The sequence below is a fragment of the Kosakonia sp. YIM B13571 genome, assembly GCF_042788095.1.
GTDB classification, from domain to species: domain Bacteria; phylum Pseudomonadota; class Gammaproteobacteria; order Enterobacterales; family Enterobacteriaceae; genus Kosakonia; species Kosakonia quasisacchari.
This window is the reverse complement of record NZ_JBHZPL010000010.1, coordinates 120,676-138,430: the sequence shown is the minus strand read 5'-3', so window position 1 is coordinate 138,430 and position 17,755 is coordinate 120,676. Positions and strand designations below refer to the sequence as shown.

At 54.3% G+C, this 17,755-nt stretch carries 14 protein-coding genes; 3 read left to right on the top strand and 11 right to left on the bottom strand.

Going from position 1 to position 17,755, the window contains the following annotated elements; genetic code table 11:
• Positions 1–150: 150 nt before the first annotated feature.
• From ACFX4O_RS19725 to ACFX4O_RS19700, 6 genes are all read right to left on the bottom strand, one after another.
• Complete coding sequence (locus ACFX4O_RS19725; RefSeq protein ID WP_380210292.1) at positions 151–2,973, bottom strand: RHS repeat domain-containing protein; 2,823 nt, start codon at positions 2,971–2,973, stop codon at positions 151–153.
• A gap of 87 nt (positions 2,974–3,060) precedes the next feature.
• Complete coding sequence (locus ACFX4O_RS19720; protein WP_131408873.1) at positions 3,061–4,074, bottom strand: substrate-binding domain-containing protein; 1,014 nt, start codon at positions 4,072–4,074, stop codon at positions 3,061–3,063.
• Between the two features lie 29 nt (positions 4,075–4,103).
• A complete protein-coding gene (locus tag ACFX4O_RS19715) occupies positions 4,104–5,513 on the bottom strand; it encodes a sucrose-6-phosphate hydrolase (protein WP_380210294.1) in 1,410 nt (469 codons plus the stop codon).
• Positions 5,513–6,883, bottom strand: coding sequence for a sucrose-specific PTS transporter subunit IIBC (locus ACFX4O_RS19710; protein ID WP_131408877.1), 1,371 nt, complete (start codon positions 6,881–6,883; stop codon positions 5,513–5,515). The genes ACFX4O_RS19715 and ACFX4O_RS19710 overlap by 1 nt, the downstream gene beginning before the upstream one ends.
• A 67-nt stretch (positions 6,884–6,950) precedes the next feature.
• On the bottom strand, positions 6,951–8,489 hold the full coding sequence (locus tag ACFX4O_RS19705) for a carbohydrate porin (RefSeq protein WP_380210297.1): 1,539 nt from the start codon (positions 8,487–8,489) through the stop codon (positions 6,951–6,953).
• A gap of 163 nt (positions 8,490–8,652) precedes the next feature.
• Positions 8,653–9,579: an aminoimidazole riboside kinase gene (locus ACFX4O_RS19700; RefSeq protein WP_380210299.1), complete on the bottom strand. Its 927-nt coding sequence runs from the start codon at positions 9,577–9,579 to the stop codon at positions 8,653–8,655.
• A gap of 442 nt (positions 9,580–10,021) precedes the next feature.
• Here ACFX4O_RS19700 and ACFX4O_RS19695 point away from each other — a divergent pair, with 442 nt between their 5' ends.
• From ACFX4O_RS19695 to hdeA, 3 genes are read left to right on the top strand one after another with little or no spacing between them, the layout of a single operon-like run.
• The gene (locus ACFX4O_RS19695) at positions 10,022–11,407 is read left to right on the top strand and encodes a glutamate decarboxylase (protein ID WP_380210300.1); all 1,386 of its coding nucleotides are present in this window, start codon (positions 10,022–10,024) and stop codon (positions 11,405–11,407) included.
• A gap of 36 nt (positions 11,408–11,443) precedes the next feature.
• Positions 11,444–12,979, top strand: a complete 1,536-nt coding sequence (gadC, locus tag ACFX4O_RS19690; protein ID WP_380210302.1) for a glutamate:gamma-aminobutyrate antiporter — start codon at positions 11,444–11,446, stop codon at positions 12,977–12,979.
• A 41-nt stretch (positions 12,980–13,020) separates the two neighbouring features.
• Positions 13,021–13,335 carry an acid-activated periplasmic chaperone HdeA gene (hdeA, locus tag ACFX4O_RS19685; protein WP_380210304.1) on the top strand — a complete coding sequence of 105 codons (315 nt, stop codon included), beginning with the start codon at positions 13,021–13,023 and terminating at the stop codon, positions 13,333–13,335.
• A 51-nt stretch (positions 13,336–13,386) separates the two neighbouring features.
• On the opposite strand, the gene phnE (ACFX4O_RS19680) is transcribed toward hdeA, so the two are convergent.
• The 5 genes from phnE (ACFX4O_RS19680) to ACFX4O_RS19660 form a co-directional block, all read right to left on the bottom strand.
• Positions 13,387–14,268: a phosphonate ABC transporter, permease protein PhnE gene (gene phnE, locus ACFX4O_RS19680; RefSeq protein WP_380210305.1), complete on the bottom strand. Its 882-nt coding sequence runs from the start codon at positions 14,266–14,268 to the stop codon at positions 13,387–13,389.
• Positions 14,265–15,137 carry a phosphonate ABC transporter, permease protein PhnE gene (phnE, locus tag ACFX4O_RS19675; RefSeq protein WP_380210307.1) on the bottom strand — a complete coding sequence of 291 codons (873 nt, stop codon included), beginning with the start codon at positions 15,135–15,137 and terminating at the stop codon, positions 14,265–14,267. The genes phnE (ACFX4O_RS19680) and phnE (ACFX4O_RS19675) overlap by 4 nt, the downstream gene beginning before the upstream one ends.
• Positions 15,138–15,220: 83 nt before the next feature.
• Positions 15,221–16,162: a phosphonate ABC transporter substrate-binding protein gene (gene phnD / locus ACFX4O_RS19670; RefSeq protein WP_380210309.1), complete on the bottom strand. Its 942-nt coding sequence runs from the start codon at positions 16,160–16,162 to the stop codon at positions 15,221–15,223.
• A gap of 35 nt (positions 16,163–16,197) precedes the next feature.
• Entirely contained in the window at positions 16,198–17,040 is an 843-nt protein-coding gene (gene phnC, locus ACFX4O_RS19665) for a phosphonate ABC transporter ATP-binding protein (protein ID WP_380210310.1), read from the bottom strand.
• Positions 17,041–17,165: 125 nt separating this feature from the next.
• Positions 17,166–17,615, bottom strand: coding sequence for a hypothetical protein (locus tag ACFX4O_RS19660; RefSeq protein WP_380210312.1), 450 nt, complete (start codon positions 17,613–17,615; stop codon positions 17,166–17,168).
• Positions 17,616–17,755: the final 140 nt, after the last annotated feature.

Below are 17,755 nucleotides of genomic sequence, written 5' to 3'. Positions count from 1 at the left end.
TAGCACACCAGGTAAACAGTACACTCACCGCTTAAAACGGCAGCAAGTAAAAGGGAGAAGTCGGTATGACAAACTTCTCCCTTTAGCGGCAAAGAAATATCCGGTTAACAGTCACACCTTATTTATGCCAGCCGCCAAAACGAATCTTACTTAGTGATGCTCAGCATTTATTCCTAATGCATTCGTTCGTGTCAGGCTTCTTTTTACTTTTATCTCTTTGGTTTCAAAGTTTCCTTCTGGGGTTTGAATTTTCTTTTTAAAGTAAGCTGGTTTTGCTCTTGCTTCTCTTTTAACAAATTTTCCATTTTCTGAAATAGTGATATTTTTCTGTTTGAAGGGGTAGAAAACAGTCGTGCCTAAATATCCGTAAACGTTTCCTTTATCTCTTTTGGGTTGTAATTCAAGTAAGCTCTCTTCTAGTTTTCCGGCTAAAGAGGCAGAAAATGGACCTCTATTTTTCGCAATGAATTTAAGTGTTTTTCTACTCGATTTTATCGTGTCGTCAATAACAATATGATCACCTTTACCTTGCGCACTATAACAGGCACTGATCTTTATTTTTGCCGTCGCAGGGAGCTCAAAATCAGTGACCAGCGTTTGTGCCACTTCACCGGCAGAAATTTGAGGAAGTGATTCACCGATACGTTCACCATAAAAATAACTGCTGGCGGGAAGGCCATGTGAATTGATAATTAACTGGTCATTTTCCCCCATCTCCTGCAGGTCATTCACCACATTGAACAACATATTCTCCTTAAGTTCTTCATCGCCTTCAGGCGAATGGGAAAAATGTGTCTCAACAAGTTCGTTGAACTTATCTTCATCCTCAGATTTGATAAGCGTTACATAATCCGATTTATTACTTCCCATCCTGGCTTGATTTGCTTTTACCAAACGTAAAATCCTTGCTTCATCCAAAAAAGGAAAATAAATAAATCGCCTTCCGGGGGCCAACCCATCGTTGTCCTCCAGCGTCACGGGATTATTTTGCACCATCCTGAACAGATTCAGCCCGTCCACTGTACCCGCCGGATCAGCGCTTAGCCACCGCCCCACCCATGGCTGGTAATAGCGGTAACCGTAGTAATACAGCCCCGTCGCGTCCTGTTCTTTTCCGGAATAACGGAGGATTTTGTAATCCGCTTCCAGCTGGCTGCGCGCGGCAAACAGTGCCGTGCCGCCATACGGGTAATACTCTTCCTGGCTGATAAGCTCGCCGCTGCCGTCCACTTCCAGCGCGCTACTGCCCGTCAGGTTGTCGTAGCTGTAACGAATTTGATCGTTGCTGATACTGGCGGGCTGACCGCTTTCCCAGTGCAGCACCCGCACCTGCGCGCGCCCGGCAACACCGACGGTTATCACCTGTAATTCTTCGGTTGTGCTGTTGCGCAGCTCCAGACCCGGCAGGTAAATCACCCGTTTTGTCTGCGTGGTGCTGCCGGTCAGTTGTGAGGTGATTTTGACGATGCGCTGGCTGGTGGCATCGTAGCGGTAACGTTCGCTGTCATCGGGTTCGCCGTTGCGGGTGACGGGCGTGACTTTCTGCAGTTCCTGGCGCGCCGTCCACAACAGATTCTGACCCGGTAAAAGCTGTTTCTGCTGACCACCGGCAGTGAACAGCGCCTCCACATCTGCCGGGTTTTCGGTGAAGGTACTGAGCACCGCGCGGTTGCTGCTGTCGGAGACGGTGATGCTGGTGGTGTAGTTATTGCCGGAGGCCGGGGCGCTGTGCTGAATTTTCGTCAGGTTACCGGCGTTGTCGTAGGTGTAAGTGCGGGAATAGTTCGTGTAGGTGGCGTTATCGAAGGAGGAATAAGCTGGCAGGCTGCTGTTCTGCTGCACCGCATTGGCCATTTCGCGCCCGGTGGCGCTGACCAGCTGGTACAGGCTGTCGTAGGCGTAGGTGTTTTCGGGCACCACTTGCTGATTGCGCCAGAAACGGGTCTCCTCGGCATCGCTGGTAATCACCAGCACATTGCCTACCGGGTCGTACTCGTAGCGCAAATCCTGCAGCACTTTTGTCGTTGTCGCGCGTTCGGTTTTAATACCCACCAGACGCTGGGTTTCCGCTTCGTAGCTGTAGGTTGTCACCACGCCATTGCCGTGCTCCTCGCGCAGTTTCTGCCCGGCGGCGGAGTATGTCAGGGATTTGACTATGACCTGCTCAGAACCGCTGCTGACCGTCAGCCAGCTCCTTTTCAGCAGGCCCGCCACGTCATACGCCACGCGCTGGATATTGCCTTTCGTGTCGGTGGTGGTCAGCACATTTCCGGCGGCGTCCACTGTACTCAGCGTGGTGTAGGTTTCGCCCGCCAGCAGGTCGTTCCACGCCGAGGCGTCCGCGCCCTGCCAGTCCGCTTGTGCATCATCCGGCAGCAGCTGGCGGGAGACAGAAAGCGGTACGCCGTTCAGAGAAACACGGCTCATCGAAAGCAGACCTGCCGGGTCGTAATGGCTAACGCATACGCCAGCGATATTCAGCGCCTGATCTGCCTCCGTGTTGCCCGCATACACAAAGCGCTCCGCAATACGTGCTGCTTCGCCAGCCATCTGCTCAGTCACGCCAAGCGGGCGTCCGGGCATTGAGGCGTCTTCATACTGCCAGTGACGGATTACCACCTGGCTTCGGTCTTCAGCGCCGTCGTCAGCGGTGCGAATATTACTGGCCGAGGTCAACAGGCGCCCGCAGGCATCGTTCAGGCTGATAGTGATGCCTGCATCTACGCTCTGAGTACGCAATACATCGCCGTTCAGATCCGTTAGCCAGATAAAGTTCGCCAGCCCGGTATCGTGCAGGCGCGGATCGGCGCTGCGAGCCTGGAACCCGCGTGCATCAAACCGATGGCGGGTAATGCGTTCGTCAGTGGTGTCCGGCGCATCGGGATGACGGTGATATAATATTTCACGCACTGTCAGGCCACGGTTATCCATAACCGCGACTGACGGGGTGTTGCTGAACAGTGATGTGCTCATTATTTTCTCCTGTTTGAGTGATGCCGCCAGTAAGGCTGCATGATTAAAAATAGAGCAAACAGGAGAGGGCCGGCGGGGGAATAATTCTTATGACGCGGGGTGGCGAAAGCGCAGGGTTGCGGGCAGCACGCGCTGCGGCGAAGCCGGTTCATTGCCCTCTATCATCTGGGTGATGATATCAAAGCAGTCCTGCGCGAGGCGCGGGACATTCTGCTCCACCGTATCAATCGGCAGCGTCAGCGAATCATATAAATAGTGATCGTCGAAACTGGCGATATGAATATCGCTCTCCAGCAAATGGTGCTGGCTCATATAACGCAAAACCCCTTCCAGCAGGCCGCAAGCGGCGGTGAACAGCGCTTTAGGCGGGCGCCCCAGTTTCGCGCACAGAGCGGCGAACATCTCGTAACCGCTGCTCGGATGATAATTACCGTGAATGATCCACTCCGGGCGCGGAGTAACGCCCGCGCGCTCCAGCCCTTGCATAAACCCGGCGAGGCGGTCTTTCGTTGGCGACAAGCGCGGTTGCCCGCCAAGAAAGTAAACTTCATCAGGGTTGGCGCGCGCCAGCCTTTCGACCAGATCGGCGGTCGGCGTCAGCGAATCGGTGATCACCAAAGGCAGTTGCGTGTCATTGATATGGCGGTCAAACAGCACCACCGGCAACTGCTCGCTGAGCTTCACATAGTCGGCGTCGTTTTGCATGCTGGAGGCGACAATCAACCCGTCCACCTGGCGTGCGACCAGGTTGTTGACCACCACCGTTTCCTGGCTGGCGTTTTCGTCGGTACAGGAGATAAGCAGCTGCAAACCGGCTTCGCGGCAGAGGTTTTCCAGCTCGTGAGAAAAAACGGCGAAACCGTAGTTAGTAATTTCCGGCACCACCAGCCCCAGCGTGTGGCTGCGGTTTTCACGCAGCAGGCGGGCATGAATGCTGGGTTGATAATGATGCTGCTGGGCGATGGCCTGCACGCGATCGCGCGTCTCCTGCGCCACGCGCAGCTCTTTGCCGCGGCCGTTAAGCACCAGGCTGGCGGTGGCTTTCGACACACCCGCCAGCGCGGCGATATCACTGATGGTAACGCGTTTTGTTTTTCTCACGGTTGTGCATCGGTTAAGGAAACAAGCACTTATTCTACCATGCAAGCACGTAACGACCAGTAGCTGGCCTGCACTTCTGCGTCTCCCGTCAGGGTTATTTGCGCCGGATGGTCCGGGAAGTAGCGGCTGCTCATCACGCCTTCGCCCTCGTTGATAAAGATCTCGACGCTGGAGTGGTCGCACAGGATCTGCAATTTATGCGCGTATCCGTTCCAGTAACGGTACAGCCATGCGCCGTTCTCCAGGCTACGGCGCGAAAGGCGCAGCTCGTCATGATGCCATTCGAGGATCAGCGTATCGGCGAAATTCAGCGTCACGTCGCCCGCGCTTTCCAGCACCAGCTCCAGGCGTTGCGCGTCCAGCGCGGGCATCTTGTGCGCCGCGCCGTGATAGTGCTGCTGTTCACCGCGCAGTGCCTGCAACTCCTTAACGGGCTGCTGGTACAACTTTCCGTTGCGGGATGTCAGTTCACGCAAGCAGGTCATCTGGTGGATCCAGCCGTAGGCAACGGTCGGCTGGCGCATCTCTTCGCCGTCCGGCACGCCCATCCAGCCCACCAGCAGGCGGCGTCCGTCGGCGCTGAGCGTAGTTTGCGGGGCATAAAACTCAAACCCGGCGTCCAGTTCGTGAAATTCGCCGTGCTGGTAGCTCGCACTGGCGTAGTCGAACTGACCGCTTAAGTAAGCACTTGGGTAGGTGTTTAGATAGCGCTTCTCTTCGCGCGTCACGCCTTGCGGGCAGCAAATCAGAAAGGTACTGCCGTTAAGGGGGAACATATCCGGGCACTCCCACATGTAGCCCGCGTCACCCAAGCCGCCCAGCCCGCTACCGGCGATTTCTCCCAGGTTTTGCCAGTTCCACAGGTTTTCGGAACGCAGTAGTAAAACTTTGCCCTGCAATTGCAAGTCCTGCGCGCCCAGCACCATGTACCAGTAGTCACCGTGTCGCCACACTTTCGGGTCACGAACGTGGCCTGTGTAACCGTGTGGCAACGGGATTGCCGGGCCGAGCTTGTCGAAGCCACCTGCGCTGTTTTGCACCGCCAGGCATTGCCACGCGGTGCGTGTGCCATCGTCAAATTTAACATTGCCGGTATAACAAAGCGTCAGTACGCCGTTGTTATCTACGGCGCTGCCGGAATAACAACCGCTGCGGTCGTACTCTTCATCAGGCATCAACGCGATAGGTTCATGCTGCCAGTGCACTAAGTCCTCTGAACTCCAGTGCGCCCAGCACTTATGCTGGTGCTGGCAACCCAGCGCATTCCACTGATAGAACAGGTGGTATCGCCCGGCAAAGTGGATAAACCCGTTCGGATCGTTGAGCAGCCCGGTAGTGGGTGCCAGGTGCCAGCCAGGGTAATGGCTGTCATTTAGCGCCTTCGGTTGACCTTTCATCACCGCCTGTAAAATGGCGGGTAGCAGCGGTTGTGAAGCCATTATTCAGAGTCCGTTTTGTATTTCAGCAGGTAAGAGATAACAAAGGCGACGCTAAAGGCGATAGCCATGCCGATAATATAATTCAGCAGCGAGCTGGCTTGCACAATCGCCATCCCTGGTAGGCCTGTCAGGCCAACCGCCGTCATATAGACATGCACCGACACCACCCACGCGCCGCCAACCGCGCCGCCGATAAGTGCGGCGATAAACGGTTTCATAAAGCGCAGGTTGATACCGAAAATTGCCGCCTCGGTAATGCCGAGTAGGGCGGAGAATGCCGAGGGCAGAGTAATCGCCTTAATCTTCGCGTCTTTGGTTTTAAACCATACCGCCAGGCACGCGCCGCCCTGTGCCACGTTCGCCATCGCCCAGATTGGCAGCAGGAAGTTAACGCCAATCGACGGGTTACCCAACAGCCCGGCTTCAATGGCATGGAAGCTGTGGTGCACGCCGGTAATCACAATCACTGAATACAAGCCGCCGAACAGCAAACCGGCCAGCCATCCGGCATGGGTGATAAGCGTGCTGAGCACAAAGGAGATACCGTCGCCGAGTGCGCGACCCGCCGGGCCGATAATCAACATCGCGACAAAGCCGGAGATAATCACCGTCAGGAATGGTGTGAGGATCAGATCCAGCGCATCCGGGATCACCCGGCGCAGCTGTTTTTCCAGCAGGCTCATAAACCACACCGCCAGCAGCACCGGGAACACCGTGCCCTGGTAGCCGATCATCGCCACTTCAATGCCGAAGAAATTCATGGTGTGGAAGCCTGCCGCCACGCCCCAGGCGTTGGTCAGCGCCGGGTGGGTCAGAATGCCGCCCAGAGTCGCGCCAAGGTACGGGTTACCACCAAATTCACGCGCGGCAGTAAAACCAATCAGGATCGGCAGAATGATAAACGCTGCCGAGCTGAACATGTCGAGCATGATATAAAGCGCGTTGTCGGCGCTGACCCAGCCGTAGGTTTTCACCATCCCCAGCAGGCCCATCAGCAGGCCGGAGGCGACAATCGCCGGAATAATTGGCACAAAAATGTTGGAGAGCAAACGGGCGATACGCTGGAACGGGTTAAGCTTGCGCGCGGCAATATCTGCCGCTTCTGATTTGCTGGTTTCGCTGATCCCGGCTTCGGCGATAAACGCGGCGTAAACTTTATTCACTACGCCAGTGCCGAAGATAATCTGCAACTGACCGGCGTTACGAAAGCATCCCTTTACGCCATCAATTTTGCCAATCGCGGCAGTGTCCGCTTTGGCATCTTCCACCAGCACCAGACGCAAGCGTGTTGCGCAGTGCGCGGCGCTGGCAATATTGTCCTTGCCTCCCAGTAGCGGCAGTAGCGACCGGGAAATTTGTGCAAAATCCATAAAAACCTCTGTTTTATCGTTTTTGTGGGACTAACCGGCAAAAATGGCTCCCGAAGGAGCCGTTTCATCAGAACCAGGTTTCCATTTGTACGCCGAAGTTCCATTCGCCGCCGGCCTTGAAGCCGTCGCTGCCAAAGGCGTCGGAGCTCGCATATTTATCCAGACGATGATCCCAGTCCATCCAGGTGGCGAACAGGCGGATTTCCGGGCGTTTAAGGAATTCACCCACATCGCTGGCTTTCAGCGTTGGGGCGACAGTGAGTTTGTAGAAGTTGCCGCTGACGGCGTTGCGGCTGTTGTAACCTTCCGGGCGCAGATCCATGTACTGATAGCTGCCTTCATACTGCATCTCGAAGTTTTCGGTAAAGCCCTGAATCAGGCGCACGTTGGCGGTTGCCCATTGATAGCTGTCGCCTTTGACATAGCGATCTTTGCTGGTCTGCGCCAGCAGTGCCGGGGCAATATGCCAGCCACCGCCGAGCGGCGTAATACCGTAGCTGGCAAGACGCCAGGTGTTGGCTTCCGACAGCAGCGCGCCGTCGGAACCGATCGATTTCACTTCCGCACCCAGGCCGTGACCATACAGCAGTGCGGTTTTCGCTGAGCCTTCGCGCAGGCCGTAGAAGCTATCGTTATGCAGGCCGAGCAGGGCGTGCACACCGGTGTTCGCCGCATCGTTCTTCACTTTGTTGCCGTCGAGATCCAGTCGGTCGTCGTTATCTTTGGCGCGCATCCCGCTCACCATCAATTGCACCGGGCCGTAGAAGTTATTCAGCGAGAGAATGTAGTTCTGCGCGGTGTTTTCGCTGTTTTCGATATCGCCGAAGGTGCGCCCGTAAATCGAGACGTTGCTGCGCGTGTTGTCGTTCCATTTCATGTCGTAAACGCCCGCGCCGGTCCCGGCGAGGAACACCACATCGGAGTCTATCCAGTGGATGTCGAAGTTGTCGCGGTCAAAGCGTTTACCGGCCCAGACGGTGGAATCTTTAAACGCGCCGCTAAAGCTTGGCAGATGGCCAATTTCGGTAAACGCCTGGCGCAGGTTGAGATCGCTTGAGGAGGCTGTCCAGTCGTTATAGGTTTTCTGCCCGTCGGCGAGCATCACTTTAAAGCGCGTGGTCGCGCCGTTCGCCAGCGTCTGTTTATGCTCAAGATTCATCTCAACATAGGTGTCCGGCTCATTCCCCAGACGACCAACGTGACCGCCGGTTTCTCCGGCTGGCGTCACCGTCGGGCCACCTTGGGTTTTGGCCGCAGAGTTGTTCATCAGCAGGCCAGAGCGGGCGTAGCCGTGGAATTCAAACCCGCCTTCGTCAGCGGCTTTTTGTTCCAGTTTGGCGATGCGCTGCTCAACCGGGGCGGTGGTGGTCTGGTTTTTTTGCTGGGCGGCAGCCAGTTGCTGAGCCTGTTTTTCGGCGGCCTGCGCACGGTTTTCGGCGGCCTGCGCACGGTTTTCGGCGGCGTTAGCGCGTTGTTCTGCGGCTTGCAGGCGCTGTTCCAGTGCGGCGAGACGCGCTTCAATGCTGCTCATGCTGGGGTCGGCGGCGTGAGCGGCACCGGCGCTTAATATCAAACCAAGGGTTACGGCGAGCGTGCTTTTTTTCATCTTTTTGCATCCCTAAGGAAGAGCCATCATCACAGAGTTATTTTGCTAAACCGGTTTAGGCCTCGAATCATAATCAAGGCCAATTTCTCCGTGCAATGAAATTTGCTAAACCGGTTTAGTGATTGTGAGACGGCTCGCAAAACGAAGCGGCAAGCCTGCCAAATCAGCGGCATTGTTCCATAAGTTGGTGGTGATACGGCAGGGCGGTCATCGCGCCTTTGGCGGTGGTCGCCAGCGCACCGCAGATCTGCGCGCTGGCAAGCCTCGCGGATAACTGCGCTTCGCAGTCCGGCAGCCCGTGCTCCGCCAGACCCCACAACAGCCCGGCGACAAAGGCGTCGCCCGCACCGGTGGTATCGACGCTCACCACCGGCAAAGTGGGGTAGTGATAAATTTTGCCGCTGTGCCAGGCGGTGACGCCGGCTTTTCCTTGTGTCACCAGCAGTAAACTGATGGCATAACGCTCCGCCATGGCTTGCATGCTGGCTTCCAGTTGTGTTGAGCCGGAAAAAAACGCCAACTCCTCTTCAGAAAGTTTCACCACATCGGCCAGCGTTAAGGCTTGGCTCAGGCACTGGCGAAGCTGCGCGGCGTCCGTCCAGAGATCCTCGCGAATATTCGGATCGAAGCTGACAAACCCGCCTGCGCTGCGCACCTGCTGCATGGCAGAGAAGGTCGTTGAGCGCGACGGTTCCGCTGCCAGCGCAATGGAGCAGCAGTGGAGCCATTCGCCACGCTGGAATTCTGGCAGGTCGCTTTTGGCAAGAAACAGGTCAGCGCTGGGGCGCACCATAAAGGTAAACGAACGTTCCCCGTCATTGTCCAGTGCTACCACCACCGTGGAGGTGCGCTGCGCCGGATCGGTGCGCATAAACGCGGTGTTGACCTGTTCTGTTGACAGTGTTTGTTGCATAAAATGGCCAAATGGATCGTCACCGACGCGGCCAATAAACCCGCTATTTCCCTGTAATCGGGCAACCCCGACCGCGACATTCGCCGGTGCGCCACCGGGGCACTGCATCAAATGCCCCGGTGCTTCCGGCAGTAAATCCACGACGGCATCGCCCAGACACCAGACTCTGGCTGACATGCTATTCTCCTGGCAAAAAGTATGGCTAAAAATTAACTAAAACGGTTTAGCAAATCAATGATGTTTTGCAAGACCAACGATTTTTACCCCTTGCTGTGCGGCGGATTCTGCGCGAAATGTAAAAGATATATCAGGAAAAGACGGATTGTTGCAGGCGAAAAATAACGATTTCCAGCCATATAAGATCTGAATTCATCTCATTAAATATAAATTAAGATGGTTGGTGTGGTTATTTATATCAGCGAGTTACCTGTTCTTATTAATAAACATACATTTCACCCGTTAATGGTTTTTTCCTTTTAAATTCAGCTTAATGACGCGCTGTTTTTCTTTATTTAATGATTGGCTCGCAAATTTTTACTCATTTGAAAAAATAAAAATCAGGGTTTATAGCTTTTTCAGGAATGTCGAATTAGCGAATGCACTCATAAGGAGAGGGCACATGGATGAGCAATACCCTGGCATAGACGATATTTATGCTTCACTAGAGCTATCTTCGTCCCTGGAAAAACACCAATTCCCCGCTAAAGAACGGGACCCGCGCAATGTCTTTGCCGCAGTACGCGACGAATTGATGCTTGACGGTAACTCACGACAAAATCTGGCCACGTTTTGCCAGACATGGGTCGACAGTGAAATTCGGACATTGATGGATTTATCCATCGATAAGAACATGATCGACAAAGATGAATACCCGCAAACGGCTGACATCGAGTCTCGCTGTGTGCATATGCTCGCCGATTTATGGCACTCGCCGGAGGCCGAAAACACACTCGGTTGTTCGACGATTGGTTCATCCGAAGCGGCAATGCTCGGCGGCCTGGCGCTTAAATGGCGCTGGCGAAAAAAACAGGCTGCTGCAGGCAAACCTACCGATAAACCGAATCTGGTCTGCGGACCCGTGCAAATCTGCTGGCATAAATTTGCCCGCTATTTTGATGTTGAGCTGCGCGAAATCCCTCTTCAGGGCCAGCGTTTGGTGATGAACGCCGAGGAGGTGCTCAAGCGCGTTGATGAAAACACCATTGGTGTTGTCCCGACGATGGGCGTCACCTTCTCGTGTCAGTATGAGCCGGTGAAAGCAGTGCATGATGCGCTGGATAATCTGCAACAGAAAACCGGCCTGGATATTCCCATCCATGTTGATGGTGCCAGTGGCGGGTTTCTGGCGCCGTTCTGTGCGCCGGATATTCAGTGGGACTTTCGCCTGCCACGGGTGAAATCGATTAATGCCTCTGGCCACAAATTCGGTCTTGCTCCGCTGGGTGCCGGTTGGGTCGTATGGCGCGAAGCCGCCGATTTGCCGGAAGAACTGATTTTTAATGTTAATTACCTCGGCGGCAACATGCCGACGTTCGCCCTCAATTTTTCACGCCCTGGCGGGCAGGTCATTGCCCAGTATTACAATTTCCTGCGTCTGGGGCGGGAAGGCTACGCGAAAATTCACAACGCCTGTTACCAGACAGCGCAGTATCTGGCACGCGAAATCGACAAGCTTGGGCCGTTCAAAATCTTGTTCGATGGCGACAGTCAGCAAGGCATTCCCGCGCTGGCGTGGACGCTACGCGCTGAGCGAGCCATTGGCGGATACACCCTTTATGACCTTGCAGATCGCCTGCGTAGCCGTGGCTGGCAAGTGCCCGCCTATTCAATGCCTGCCCATCGGGAAGATTTGGTCATCCAACGAGTGCTGGTGCGTCACGGCGTAAGCCATGATCTCGCCAGCTTGTTGGTGGACGATATTAAGCGCGCACTTGACTACTTTTCCCGACATCCGGTCAGTAGCCCGCTCAGTGCTGAAGAAGCCAGCGGTTTTAATCACGCCTGAGGCCCGGAAAGTCTCGTTAAAAAAAGGAGGAGAGCCATGGAGGCGGCGAACAAAAGCGTTCCGGCTAAGTCATTATCCATGATTGGTTTTTTTGCTATCACCGCATCCATGGTCATGGCGGTGTATGAGTACCCGACGTTTGCGACATCGGGTTTTAGTCTGGTTTTTTTCTTATTATTGGGCGGCATCTTATGGTTTATTCCGGTTGGCCTGTGTGCGGCTGAAATGGCCACCGTTGATGGCTGGGAAGAGGGCGGGATCTTTACCTGGATATCAAACACACTGGGGGAACGCTGGGGATTTGCGGCGATTTCGTTTGGTTATCTGCAAATCGCAATCGGTTTTATCCCGATGCTCTACTTCGTGCTGGGAGCGCTGGCTTACATCCTTGACTGGCCAGCACTGAACAGCGACCCGCTGACGAAAACACTCGCCGCGTTAATCATTCTCTGGGGGCTGGCGTTTACCCAATTTGGCGGCACGAAATATACCGCGCAAATCGCCAAATTTGGCTTCTTCGGCGGCATCCTGCTGCCTGCCGCTATCCTCGTGGTGCTGGCCATCGCTTATCTTCTCAGCGGTGCGCCGCTGGCCATCACCTTTGATATGTCGACATTTGTCCCAGATTTCACCCGGCTCGGCACGCTGGTGGTTTTTGTGGCGTTCATTCTGAGTTATATGGGTGTCGAGGCGTCGGCTACGTATGTTAACGAAATGAACAACCCAGGCCGTGACTACCCGCTGGCAATGATACTGCTGATGATCGCCGCGATTTGCCTCAGCTCGATCGGTGGCTTGTCTGTCGCGGCCGTGATCCCACATAACGAGATCAACCTTTCTGCCGGGGTCGTTCAAACCTTCAGCGTATTAATCACCCATTACGGTGCGGGACTCTCCTGGGCCGTAAAAGTGATTGCGGCCCTGCTGGTACTGGGTGTGCTGGCGGAGATCGCGTCATGGATTGTTGGACCGTCTCGCGGCATGTATGTCACCGCGCAGCGAGGCATATTGCCCGCGTCATTCGCCAGGGTTAATAAAAATGGTGTGCCAGTGACGCTGGTTGTGAGCCAACTGCTGATGACATCCGTTGCGCTGGTGGTGCTTACCAATTCGGGTGGCGGGAGCAATATGTCCTTCTTGATTGCCCTGACGCTGACGGTACTGATTTATCTGTGTAGCTATTTTTTATTGTTCCTGGGCTATATGCAGTTAATTCGCAAGCAGCCACTGCTCAAGCGCACCTTTCATATTCCCGGCGCAAACGGATTTCGACTCGCGATGGCAGGGCTGGGCTTTTTGGTGTCACTGCTGGCCTTCATCGTCTCTTTTTATCCACCGGCCTCGATTGGTGGTGAAAGCGCCGATGAGAAGTACGTCACGCTGCTGGTTATCTGTTTTGTGATTGTGCTGATCCTCCCCTTTCTGGTCTACGCGCTGCATGACAAGCGCGGCAAACAAGGCGCTGTGACCCTGGTCGCCATCACTGCTGATAATGCGCCGAAAGGACATTTTTTTATCCATCCACGTGCGCGTTCGCCCCACCATTTAGCCCCTAGGAAATCTACGGAATAGCAGTTTTTTCAATGATATAAGTCATCGTTAAGGAGAAGTGAATGAAGACAACCGTTAGCATCATCGTTGGCAGCTTGCTGCTGGTTTCCGCTGCGACACAGGCGGCAGAAAAAGGTAAACCCGTGAATAGCTGGACATGTGAGGATTTTCTCGCGCTGAAAGCCTCTTTCCAGCCAACTGCCATCGGCATTGCTGAGGCGTTAAACAATAAGGACAAACCTGAAGAAGCGGTGGTGGATGTTCAGGGGATTGAAACGGTCACGCCCGCCGTGATTGAAGCCTGTAAACAAGACAAACAAGCCACTTTCAAAAGCAAAGTGGAGGGTGAGTGGGGCAAACTAAAAAAGGATATATAAACGCGAAAATATATTATGGCTAACCTGCCGGGGCTTCAATGCCCCGGCAACTTATTCAGGTTTAAATAGTGGCACTATCTTGCCAGTGATATAGCGTCGGCGCAGCCAGGCCGATGCGCTATCCATCAGCATTACTACCGCCACCAGAATCACGGTGATAAACATCACCACATCCCAGTTCCACAGCCGCATATTCTCGGCATAAATCAAACCAATCCCGCCCGCACCAACAAAACCGAGTACCGCCGCCGAGCGGGTGTTGGACTCAATCTGGTACAGGCTCAGCGCCAGAAATGTCGGGAAGGATTGGGTAAAGGTGCTGAAGCGGTGTTTCTGCAAGCCGCCTGCGCCCACGGCGGTTAAACCGCGCCCTGGCGAGCGATCCACTGCTTCGTGACTTTCGGCGTATAGCCGACCGAGAAGGCCGGTGTCCTGCATGATGATCGCCAGCACCCCGGCAAGCGGCCCAAGCCCGACGGCGCGCACAAAAATCAGCCCCCAGATCGCCATATCAATGCCGCGCAGCATATCGAACAGGCGGCGCACGAAAAAGGCGATAATGCCCGCAATGCCGCCTTTCATGATGTTGCGCGCGGCAAAAAACGACAACAACAGCGCGAATACCGTGGCGGTCAGGGTTCCGGCAAAGACAATCGCCAGCGTAATGCCAATTTGCGTGAAGTAGTAGCCAAACGGCCAGTTGAGAAAATCGTGCCAGACGAACATGCGCAAAATATAGCGGCCAATCTGCTGCATGCCGGTCAGCGCCTGCTCAACAGGAATGCCGAACTGCATAAAGAACCAAACGTAGTAGAGCAGCACGGCGAGGGCGATAACCCCCAGGCGGCGCAGATAACGCCCCTGTGCCTGGAACAATTTTCTGTTTAATTTGCGGCTCAATTCCACATTCGGTACGGCTTGCCAGTTGGTCATTTTTTCCCCTCCAGCACCCACTGGCGTAAGCGGCCAGAGAGCGTATCAAGCACGAAAACCACGGTAATAATCAGCAGCAGCGTGATGCTGACCTGATCATAACGGTCGAGTTTGATATTCGTCATCAGCTCCTGGCCAATGCCGCCCGCACCGACCAGCCCAAGAATGGTCGAAGAGCGGAAGTTAATTTCGAGGCGCATAAATCCATAAGAGAGAAAAATCGGTTTCACCTGCGGCCACAGCGCGAAGCGAATGCGTTGCAGATGTGTCGCGCCACAGGAGGCCAGCCCGCGCACCGGTTTATCTTGTGCGCTCTCTACCGCTTCATAAAACAGCTTGGTCAGGCTGCCAACGGTGTGCAGCGCCAGCGCCAGGAAACCGGGGATCGCCCCGATACCAAACGCCATCACGAAGATTACCGCCCACGCCAGTTCCGGCATGGTGCGTAAAAAGGCCACCAGTGTACGCACGGTAAAGCGTACCGGTGGCGGAGACCAAGTGTTGCTCGCCGCCAGAAAAGCCAGCACGGTGGCGATAGCGAATGACGCCAGCGTTGCGGCCAGCGCCAGTTGCAGGGTTTCCCAAATCAGCGGTAGCTGGATCGGTAAACGATAGCCCCAGTACGCCAGCGAGCCTTTGGTGTGGGTGTCGGCAAACAGTACCGACCAGTGCAGCGTCGGCACTGTTTCCAGCATGTAATCCATAAAGTTCGGCAGCGAGTGCCAGATGGTGGCGAGATTAAATTCCGCCGCGTTCCCGGCGGCAAAATAGAGCGCCAGCAGCACCAGCGACCAGGCGACAGTGTCGCGCTTCTGGCGCATTCTGATTTGCTGATAGTAGTGCTCAAACTGCGTATTCGACCTGTTCATGCGTAGCGGTAGCGTCCTGTATGACCATCGAATAAAAGCCCCTGGTTTTTACGCAGGGGCCGGGGAATCGATACGGCGAAGGATTAACGTGCGCTAACCAGTTCGCGTTTCATCTCAATAATCTGTTTAAAGTCATCCACGCTGCCCGGACCGATATGCTGTGTACCGCCCATCGCCTTCACGAAGCAGGCGTGGTTGTCGGTATCCAGTTTTTTAATGGCGGTGACCACTTTGGCTTTGAACGCGGCTGGCAGGCTATTGCTCACAAGGATTGGGCCGTTGGGGATGATCGGCGATTCCCAGATAATGCGAATTTCTTTCATCAGATTCGGGTGATCCATACGAATCAAACGGTTAAACGCACCGGTGCTGTAGCCGGAGTCGTAATCGCCGACCATAGAAGTCCAGGTTACTGCACCGGCGAACTGGCCGTTCAGCACGCCAAGAATGTCCTGCTCGTGACCACCGGAGAAGGTAACGCTGGAGAAGTAGTTGTTGTATTTATTGTCCGCGTTACCGCCAAACTTCTGTTTGAACGCATAGTTCGGGATCAGGTAACCGGACGTTGAGTCGGGATCGGCGAAGCCAAATGCTTTGCCTTTCAGATCTTCCAGTTTTTTGTACGGACTGTCGGCTTTAACGATAACCACAGAGTGGTAACCGCGCGATTTATCTTTGTCATCCACCGCGATACCCACGATATCGACTGCTTTCGGGTTGTTGATATACACAGACGCGTAAGAAGAGGGCGACATGCTCAGCACCACATCGACTTTTCCGCCCAGCAGACCCTGGATCACGCCTGAATAGTCAGACGAGTTGCGCAGCTTGGTATCCACGCTCAGTTCTTTATCCAGAAACTCTTTCACGCACTGGTTATCACCAATTTGTTGGGTTGCGTTCTGGCCGCCCAAAATCCCCAGATTTAATTCCTTCGGCTGCTCAGCGGCAGCCGCCTGCCATGCCAGCAGAAGACCTGTCATCAATGCCGATAAACGTAATGCGCCAGAAATATGCTTTTTCATTGTCATTGCCTGTGTCGTCTCATTGGAAGGAATAATTAATGCAATTGACTGATTTCATCGCCGTACAGCACCTGCAACACGTCCTGCGTTAGCCTTGCGGGATGATCGTCAAAAATGATCCGTCCCTGGGAAACGCCGATAACGCGAGTGCAATACTCTTTTACCAGCTCCACGGAGTGCAGGTTCACCATCACGCTGATGCCTTGCTCGCTTACTTCGCGTAACACGCCCATGATGCGCTGGGTATTTTTCGGATCCAGCGAAGCGACAGGTTCGTCCGCCAGTAAAAGGGATGGGTTTTGAATTAATGCGCGACAAATGGCGACACGCTGCATCTGCCCGCCGGAAAGCGTTTCTGCACGCTGCAAGGCATGCGGCAGCATATTCAGCCACTCCAGCAGCGCGATGGCTTTAGCGCGGTCTTCGTCGGTAAAGACTTTAAACAGGGATTTCAGTGTTGACGTCTGGCTCAGCCTGCCGAGCAGGACATTGGTCAGCACGTCGAGGCGCGGCACCAGGCAGAAGTCCTGGAAAATCATGCCGCACTGGCTGCGCCACTGGTTCAGCGCGCGGCCTTTCAGGTGCGTGACATCACGCGGCTTGCCCATTTCCGGGAAACTGACGATCTCACCAGACGTGACGCTGTGTGTGCCGTTTAGCACGTGCAGCAACGTGGATTTCCCTGCGCCTGAACGCCCAATTACGCCAACCATCTCGCCGCTGTGCAGATCGAAACTGATGTCGTGCAGCACGGTCTGGTGCTTGTTATAGGCTTTGCGTAAGTTTTTCACGCTCAGCACCTTCTGCTTCGGTACGGTGTTTAATTGATGCAGAGACGAATAGTGGTCTTCAGAGATTTCTGCCAACGCGCTGTTCATAAGTCTTCCGGATTTTTCATTAAACTGGCGACCATTAAGAGCACGGGGGATGATCGTTTTATGACGGAAAAGCGAACAAATAATGAACGTGGATGTTTGGCTTAGGCGCTCGCGCCTGCGGATCTTTATTTTACGCAATCGACAGTGAGGTATTTTTTCCAACCCGGTGCGCGGTGAACGGCCGGCGGATCAGCAAAGAAAGGAAAACGCAGACGGGCGGTAAGGGATATTTTTACCCTCCATTCGGCGTCGCCGAGGAAGCGAAAGGTTATTTCCTCCTCTTTGACTGACAATTTTTCAAAATGCCCGCTTGCCCACGCCTGACCAATACGCACAATCTCTTTCACACCCCGATTGATATCTATCAACACCATGGTCAGCCACTCTTCAAAAATAATATCGTCGGTGAGAAAAAGCAGAGAGTGGCAGGCATCTATTTTTACTGCAGCTTCCAGCACCAGCCCAGGCACGATGATATTTGTGGCGATACCTGCAATTTCTACCTTCGACTGTGCTTGCGAAAACGGGGTTGCTTCACACACCGCGATGAGTGCTACGTTATTGGCTTCTTGCATGGACTACTCCGCGATGCTGCGTATTATTTTATCTTCAGATTATTCTTATCTATAAGCCGGGCAAAGTGAGTATTCTGTGTAAACTTTTGTGTATGAAACAGCGAAATAAATACCCGGAATCTTTAGCTGAACATTATATA

What these genes read in the sequence shown, in the direction of transcription:
- ACFX4O_RS19715 (WP_380210294.1), bottom strand. Translation starts at nt 5,513, where the DNA reads ATGGCTTCACAACCGCTGCTACCCGCCATTTTACAGGCGGTGATGAAA.
- ACFX4O_RS19705 (WP_380210297.1), bottom strand. Translation starts at nt 8,489, where the DNA reads ATGAAAAAAAGCACGCTCGCCGTAACCCTTGGTTTGATATTAAGCGCC.
- ACFX4O_RS19700 (WP_380210299.1), bottom strand. Translation starts at nt 9,579, where the DNA reads ATGTCAGCCAGAGTCTGGTGTCTGGGCGATGCCGTCGTGGATTTACTG.
- phnE (WP_380210305.1), bottom strand. Translation starts at nt 14,268, where the DNA reads ATGACCAACTGGCAAGCCGTACCGAATGTGGAATTGAGCCGCAAATTA.
- ACFX4O_RS19725 (WP_380210292.1), bottom strand. Translation starts at nt 2,973, where the DNA reads ATGAGCACATCACTGTTCAGCAACACCCCGTCAGTCGCGGTTATGGAT.
- ACFX4O_RS19695 (WP_380210300.1), top strand. Translation starts at nt 10,022, where the DNA reads ATGGATGAGCAATACCCTGGCATAGACGATATTTATGCTTCACTAGAG.
- phnE (WP_380210307.1), bottom strand. Translation starts at nt 15,137, where the DNA reads ATGAACAGGTCGAATACGCAGTTTGAGCACTACTATCAGCAAATCAGA.
- ACFX4O_RS19660 (WP_380210312.1), bottom strand. Translation starts at nt 17,615, where the DNA reads ATGCAAGAAGCCAATAACGTAGCACTCATCGCGGTGTGTGAAGCAACC.
- ACFX4O_RS19710 (WP_131408877.1), bottom strand. Translation starts at nt 6,883, where the DNA reads ATGGATTTTGCACAAATTTCCCGGTCGCTACTGCCGCTACTGGGAGGC.
- hdeA (WP_380210304.1), top strand. Translation starts at nt 13,021, where the DNA reads ATGAAGACAACCGTTAGCATCATCGTTGGCAGCTTGCTGCTGGTTTCC.
- gadC (WP_380210302.1), top strand. Translation starts at nt 11,444, where the DNA reads ATGGAGGCGGCGAACAAAAGCGTTCCGGCTAAGTCATTATCCATGATT.
- phnC (WP_380210310.1), bottom strand. Translation starts at nt 17,040, where the DNA reads ATGAACAGCGCGTTGGCAGAAATCTCTGAAGACCACTATTCGTCTCTG.
- phnD (WP_380210309.1), bottom strand. Translation starts at nt 16,162, where the DNA reads ATGAAAAAGCATATTTCTGGCGCATTACGTTTATCGGCATTGATGACA.